At 63.8% G+C, this 6751-nt stretch carries 2 protein-coding genes; both read right to left on the bottom strand.

Going from position 1 to position 6751, the window contains the following annotated elements; all coding sequences use genetic code 11:
- The coding region (locus GM910_RS26560; RefSeq protein WP_159593855.1) for a DUF6923 family protein at positions 1-1624 on the bottom strand (1624 nt) is incomplete at its 3' end.
- A gap of 493 nt (positions 1625-2117) precedes the next feature.
- Positions 2118-6428 (bottom strand): DUF7507 domain-containing protein, encoded by a 4311-nt coding sequence (locus tag GM910_RS26555; RefSeq protein WP_159593853.1) that lies wholly within the window; start codon positions 6426-6428, stop codon positions 2118-2120.
- Between the last annotated feature and the right edge of the window lie 323 nt (positions 6429-6751).

Genomic DNA, 6751 nt, shown 5'->3' with positions numbered 1-6751 from the left:
CGTCCGGATCCCCGTCGCCGTCGCTGTCCTCGTCCTTCGGGTTGGTCGAATCGTCGGACGTATCCTCAACCGGCGTCCCGCCCTCGGTCTCCCCCGTGGCTATGGCCGAATTCGTCACCGAGCCGCTGTCGATGTCGGCCTGGCTCAGGAGGTAGGTGCCGGTCAACGTCGCGCTGCCGCCCGGATCGAGCGGGTTGGGCACCTCACCGTCCAGCGACTTCAACAGCGAGTCCTGCACGGCGATGTTGAAGATCGGCACCTCTCCAGTGTTCTTGACAATGATGGTGTACTCGATCGGCTCGTCCTTGTTGGCCACCCCGTCACGGTTCTCGTCCACCCACTCGCCTGTCTTCTCGATCTCGAGCCTGGCGAGCTTCTTGATCACCGTGCTCGTGTTGTTCTCCTCGTTCGGGTCGGGGATGTCCGGCGGATTCTCCGCCGTGAAGGTGTTCGCCAGTTCCGGTGTCTGGTTGGCGGCATAGTCGATGGGCACCTGCATGGTCACCTGGTAGGTGATGAGGCCGTTCACCGGCATGTTGATCGTCTCATCGATGGCGCCGGTTCCACTGGGGTTGCCGCAGGCCGCTCCGCCTATGGCGGTGCAGGTCCAGTTCGACTGGGTGATGCCCACCGGCAGCGGATCCCGGACCTTCACGCCGACGGCGCCGAATGGTTGCGGATTGGAGACCTCGATGGTGTAGCTCACCTCCTCGCCCGGCACATAGGCGCCGTCCCCGCTCGTCTTTTCCACCGTCACGTCGGCGGGGAAATTCAGCGGCGTCGTCACGCACTTGGCGCCGTCGTTGCTGCCGGACGCTGGCAGCTCCGAGATCAACGTGGCGAAGCCTGGGCTCACGCCGCCCAGGTCGAACCTGTAGAAGCCGCCGGAATTGTTCGAGCCGAAGATACCGTTCGTGGAGCCGAACATGCCGCCGAAGGCGTTTTCGATGCCGGGGGCGATGCCGGTAGCGCCAAGCGTGGTAACGGTTCCGTTCGTCGGGTCGATCGCCTGGAGCTCTGAGCCGGCGACATAAAGCCGCTCGTTGTGCCACGCGAGGTCGAAGCTAACGACAGGTTCGCTCAGCTTAACGGAAGTCGCCGTCATCGTCGTCAGGTTGACGCGATAGAGCCTCTGTTCGCCATTCTCCGTGCCCACTGTATAGTATGTTCCATCGGGGCCGATCTCGCCGCTCGGGTTACTGGTCGGCAGCCCGGTCGGCACCCCGATGTTTTGCACCCTGCCGTTCTTGTCGACCCGCACCATCGTGCCCGCTGGCGGTACATCTCCGTTCTCATCCTGGAACATCTGCCCGTAGAGGAAGTGGTTCGTGGGATGCATTGCGATGGAGTTATATAAAAGCTGCTGCGACGCCGGTCCCTGCGGGTCGACAACGAACGGGTTGGTCGACGTCTCAAAGCGGAAGAGCCCCGTCGGAGCGTTCTGGGCGAGGTACATGCTCTCGTCGCAACTATCGAAGGGCACCATCACCTGCGCCCGTGCCTGCCCCCCGGCAAGCAGCACGGCGGCAAGCGGAAACGCGGCCGCAAGCGCCCGGCGGAATCCGCGGGCCGGCGGTAGCCAGTTGTAAGCAGCCGATGCTGCGCGACTGGTATCGTTTGACATTGTGCTTTTCCCTGCCTTCGCTCTTTTGTCCTCGAAAAGCCGCGGCGGACGCACCGCGCGCGGCGTGCTTGACTTCGAGGCAGGGGAAGGTTCGCGTAGTGCTGCCGGCGGCGAACGGACGGACGGACGAGCCGGCCCGCGGAAGCTCGCTGGCCAGCATCGATCGCTTACGGAAACATAAACGCCGTGCACTCCGTATCGTCCGACATGACGCCTTTCCCTGCCTTTGCCTTTTCGGCTTTGGAGAGCTGCGGCTGACGTAAAGAATACGTGGGGGCGCCGCGCGCTCTCCCCTGTAGTAGGAAAGACGCAGGTGATTCGTTCAGTTGCGATGGGGTAGGCTTACGGTAGTCGGCACTTTTCCAACCGCTTGCGCTCGGCAAGGGAAAGCGGGGAGGCCGAGGCTGCTTGGGGCAAAAAAAAGCGCCCCGCGCAAGCGGCGGGGCGCTGTCGAAGCCGAAGGTGAGGAAGCAGCGCGGAAGGGCTGACGCCCCTACTCGCGCGTCTCGATCCTGGTCTCGATCTCGAGGCGGTATCGGCGCGGCCTTTCCTTCCACATGCCGCCGATGGCGCGGCGGATATGCTTCATGCGGTTGGCGGCGAGCTTGCGGTCGGCGCCGGCGTTGACATAGGCGAGGCGCAGCACCGATTCCTCGGGTTCAAGGAGAGCGATGAGGCCCGGGAGCTGCACCTGCCACTCGGGCCTCAGTTCCAGCATGCCCGGCTCGAAGGCGGCGTCGTTGAGATCGACGCGCACCACCCGGCCGATGGTGGCGGCGAAGTTGAGACGCGATGCCTTGCCCGCCGTCAGCCGCACGGTGCGCGGGTTCTCGCTGACGATGCGGTAGCCGGTCGGCAGCGTGCGCGGGTCGAGCTTCATGACGAAGGTCGAGCCGATGCGCCCGTCCGGCAGGTCGGCGCAGGCGACGTTGAAGCGGCCGTGCTTGTCGGTGGTGATCAGGAGGCCCTTCACCGTGGCCACCCGCACGCCCGGCAATCCCGGCTCGCCTTCGTCCTGATAGCCGTTGCGGTTGATGTCGTCGAACACCTTGCCGATAACGTCGCCGCAGTCGAAGATGGGCTCGATGACCACCTCCACCTCGGCCATGCCGACATTGGAGACCACGTCCACGACACTGTCTCCCAACACCATCTGCGCCCGGTTGACGAACTTGCCGGGCTTGACGGCGGCCGAAACGCCGAGCTGCATGTCGACGACGATCTCCTCGTCCGGCGCGTACGGAATGTCCTCGAAGATAAGCCGCCGGCCCTCGATCTTCGGCTCGTGCGCCATGCCGCCCACCGTGGCGGTACCCTCGATATAGGTGAAGCCCGCCGGCATCGTGTCGATCAGCGTCACCGGCTCGGTGAGGCCGTCCACCTCCAAGGGCGCCATGGTGATGGTGTAGGGCACGCGCTGGCCGCGCCGCACTTCCGCGAGGTGGGCTGTCTTGCTCACGTTGAAGCCGGGCAGCTCCGCCACGTCGGAGCCCTCCTCCACCGTGTCGACCGGCTCGCCGTCGCGCGCCGAGATGCCGATGGCGGTGGCCGTATTGGTCACCCCGTTGGTAACGCCGGCCGCGTTCGCCACATCCTCCTGGCTCAGCGTATAGACCGCCGTGAAGACCGCATCGTCCTCCGGCGCCAGCGAGGCCACCGACGCCGGCTTGAAGGCCGAAAGCATGCCTGTGCCGCGCTTGCCGTTGAAGCTCGGGCCGGGATCCTCGGGCGCCACGTCCTTCGCCGTCACGTTGCCGACATTCTCGATGGTCACCCGGTACTCGATCTTGTCGCCGGCCCGGACGAAGCCGTCGGGCAGGATGGATTCCTTCCCGCTCACCTTCAGGCTCGAGACCTCGGGTATGGCGGTGCGCACCGGATCGTCGGGGATGCCGTCGCCGTCGCGGTCCACGTTCTCCGCATTCGTCGGGTCGTCCGAAAGGTCGGTGACCGGGTCGACCGGATTGCCGTCCTCGTCGACAGGCGGCTGGCCCGTCGCCAGGCCGTTCACCTCCACATAGCCCCTGTCGATGTCCTCCTGGGTCAGGATATGGGTGCCGGTGAACGTCTCGCTGTCGCACTCGCCCACCCCGAGCTCGGGAGGCGGCCCGCCGTCGACGATAAGCTCTCCCCCTTCGCCGGAGTCCGTCACCGTCGCCTCGCTCAGCGTCACATTGCCGGTGTTGCAGACCGTCATCGTGTAGCGGACCGGCTCGCCCACATCCATGACGCCGTCGCCGTCGGTGTCCTCATGCTCGCCCTCCATCTCCAGGCGGATCTGCGGTTCCTGCGGCAGCTCCTTCTCCGTCGGATCGCCCGGCACACCGTCCTTGGTGCGCGACTTCTTTTTGAAGTCGTTGGTGTAGTCCTCGTCCGTCACGGTAGCCGTCATCTCCGCCACGTTGGCGACGAGCCCCGCGTTGATCTCCTCCTGGGTGACCGCGTGCCAGCCGGTGAAGCTGGTGTCGTCCGTCCCGCCGGCCGGGATCGGCGCGGCAAGCGTGCCCTCGATCACCGCGTCCGGATCCTCGATGGCGATGTTGGTGATCGGGATGTTGCCGGTATTGGTGATGGTGAACTTGTAGTTGATCCGGTCACCGGCGGTGAGGCTCCCGCTGCCGTCCCGGTCGTCGAACGCGTCGAGCGCTTCCTTGACGAAGTCGCCGTCGCCGAAGGGAACCTTCGTCTCGGTCTGCGTCCCCGGCACATCGTCTTCCCCGTGCGATTCGGCCGGCGGTATCTCCTTTCCGTCGGGGTCCTTGCCCGTCCCCGTCGCGAGGTTCTTCACCGATCCGCTCTCGATGTCGGCCTCGGTGATCGTATAGGTGCCCGTGAACGTGCCGTTGTCGATGTCGCCCGGATCGAGCTTGGCGAGCGGCCCGCCCACCACCGCGATCTTGGTATCGGTGAGGGTAATGTCGGTGAGCGTCACATCGCCGATATTCTCCACCGTGAAGGTATAGGTGATCGTCTCGCCCGGCTCGGCGAAGCCGTCGCCGTTCTCGTCGTTCATCGTGCCGGTCTTGATGATGTCGAGCGCCCCTTCCCGGGGAAAGTCCGTCTCCGTCGGGTCGTCCGGATCCCCGTCGCCGTCGCTGTCCTCGTCCTTCGGGTTGGTCGAATCGTCGGACGTATCCTCAACCGGCGTCCCGCCCTCGGTTTCCCCCGTACCCTTGGCCGAATTCGTCACCGAGCCGTTGTCGATGTCGGCCTTGGAAAGGGTATAGGTGCCGATCAACGTTGCGCTGCCGCCCGGATCGAGCGGGTTGGGCAGCGTGCCTTGGAAACCGTCGATCAGCGGGTCCTCCACCGCGATATTGAAGATCGGCACGTCACCGGTGTTTTTGACCGTGATGGTGTACTCGATCGGCTCGCCTTCCTTGGCGAAGCCGTCGCCGTTCTCGTCCACCCACGCGCCTGTCTTCTCGACCTCGAGCCTGGCGAGCTTCTTGGTCACCGTACTTGTGTTGCTCTCAGGGGCCGGGTCCGGGGTATCACCTGGATTGGTGACCGTGGCCGTATTGACCAGATCACCGGTGAAGTCCAGCGGCACCGTCAGGGTGTGCGTGAAGGTGACCGAACTGCCAACGGGCAGGTTCACAGGCACATCTGCGATGGCGCCGGTGCCGCTCGCCACGCCGCATGTGGCGCCGTTCGTCGGGCTGCCGCAGGTCCATGTCGCATCGGTGATGCCGGCGGGAAGCGGGTCGTTCATCAATGCGTTCTGCACGCCGAACGGGCCGTCGTTCGACACTTCGATGGTGTAGGTGGCATCCGCGCCTGGCACGTATCCCTCCTCACCGCCATCCTTGGTGATCTGTAGATCGGCCTCGATCAGCATGAGGCCGATATCGAAGTCTGGATGATCTCCTGTCTCCGAGTCCGCACTGACGACGTTCAGAATGCCGTCAAGCGGCAGAGCGCCCGTCGTGCCATAGGTCGCGTTCGGTGTCTCGCTTACAACTGCATAGCCAGGAGGAGGGGCGACCGCAGCCACCTGCCCGAGTTCGGGCGCTGAATCGAGCAATATAAGCCTCTGCCCGATATCCGCCGTCGAATAAGCGGCATTCTCAAGCAGATAGGTGCCGTCCGCAGCGATCTGGACGAAGTCGATAACATTGTCATTCGCGCCGACCACCGCAACATACGGCAGAGGACCGGAAACGGTTTCGTCTCCCGCATCGAAGACACCATTCGTATTGTTATCTACATATATCCGCCCTGATATTCTTGCCCTCGCCATCTCGATGAGAAGATCATCGATGGCAAGATCGTTTCCCGACGCGGTCACAAAGTCCGGAGCGGAATTGAAAAAGTTAAAATATACGGCGTCGCCCACATGGTCGACAGGCAACTGAAAATTGACGGTGCGCTCAATCCAGGGGAGATAATCCTGATTCCCAACGGCGCGCGGTACCTCAGTCGAATTGTCCGGATGGGCAGCATATAAAGTGCCGGCGCCGCCCGGTTGGTCACGTACGGTAAGGCCAATATATGCGTCGTAATAATCACCCCCAGCGTCGTACGCTATGAGATTGGCCGTCCAGTAGCTCATCCGATAGGTTGCGCCCGGGACGTCGGACGTCTCGGCCCTGAACAGATAATAGGTGCCGTCTGCCTCACCGTGCCGGGTTGGGTCGGCGTTGAATATGGCCATGTACTCCGTGCCGGTCGTGTGGTCGCCGGCATGCTGCCAATTCTCTCCGGTGACGGCGTCGATGTGGTCAGGGTTCTTGACGACCGCGTAAGTGCCGGCATCTGTGGAGTTCGGCAATGCTCTGTAACTGGTGGTGCCCGGGAGCATCTGGGCACCAGGATCCTGGCTGGAGTCATCGACGCCAGTCTCGAAGGTTTCGGCTACCAGCGTTTGCCAGATAGCCTGCGCATGAGCAGTGGACCAACCCGCGCTGACGACAATTGCAGAAAATGCGAGAAGGGGAATCACCGAGGCAACTGCAAGCGAAAACGTGCCCCCCGGCGCCCGTCGCAATCCGCGGGTGGCCAGCGGCCGGTAATGCGCAGCCGGTGCTGCGCTGGTGTCGTTTGACATTGTGCTTTTCCCTGCCTTCGCTCTTTTGTCCTCGAAAAGCCGCGGCGGACGCACCGCGCGCGGCGTGCTTGACTTCG

The sequence above is a fragment of the Chelativorans xinjiangensis genome (assembly GCF_009812055.1).
GTDB classification, from domain to species: Bacteria; Pseudomonadota; Alphaproteobacteria; order Rhizobiales; family Rhizobiaceae; genus Chelativorans; species Chelativorans xinjiangense.
The sequence above is the reverse complement of the archived record's forward strand: the minus strand, read 5'-3'. Positions and strand labels throughout refer to the sequence as shown.

Coding starts and splice junctions, on each gene's coding strand:
- GM910_RS26555 (WP_159593853.1), bottom strand. CDS start 6,428: ATGCTCCCGGGCACCACCAGTTACAGAGCATTGCCGAACTCCACAGAT.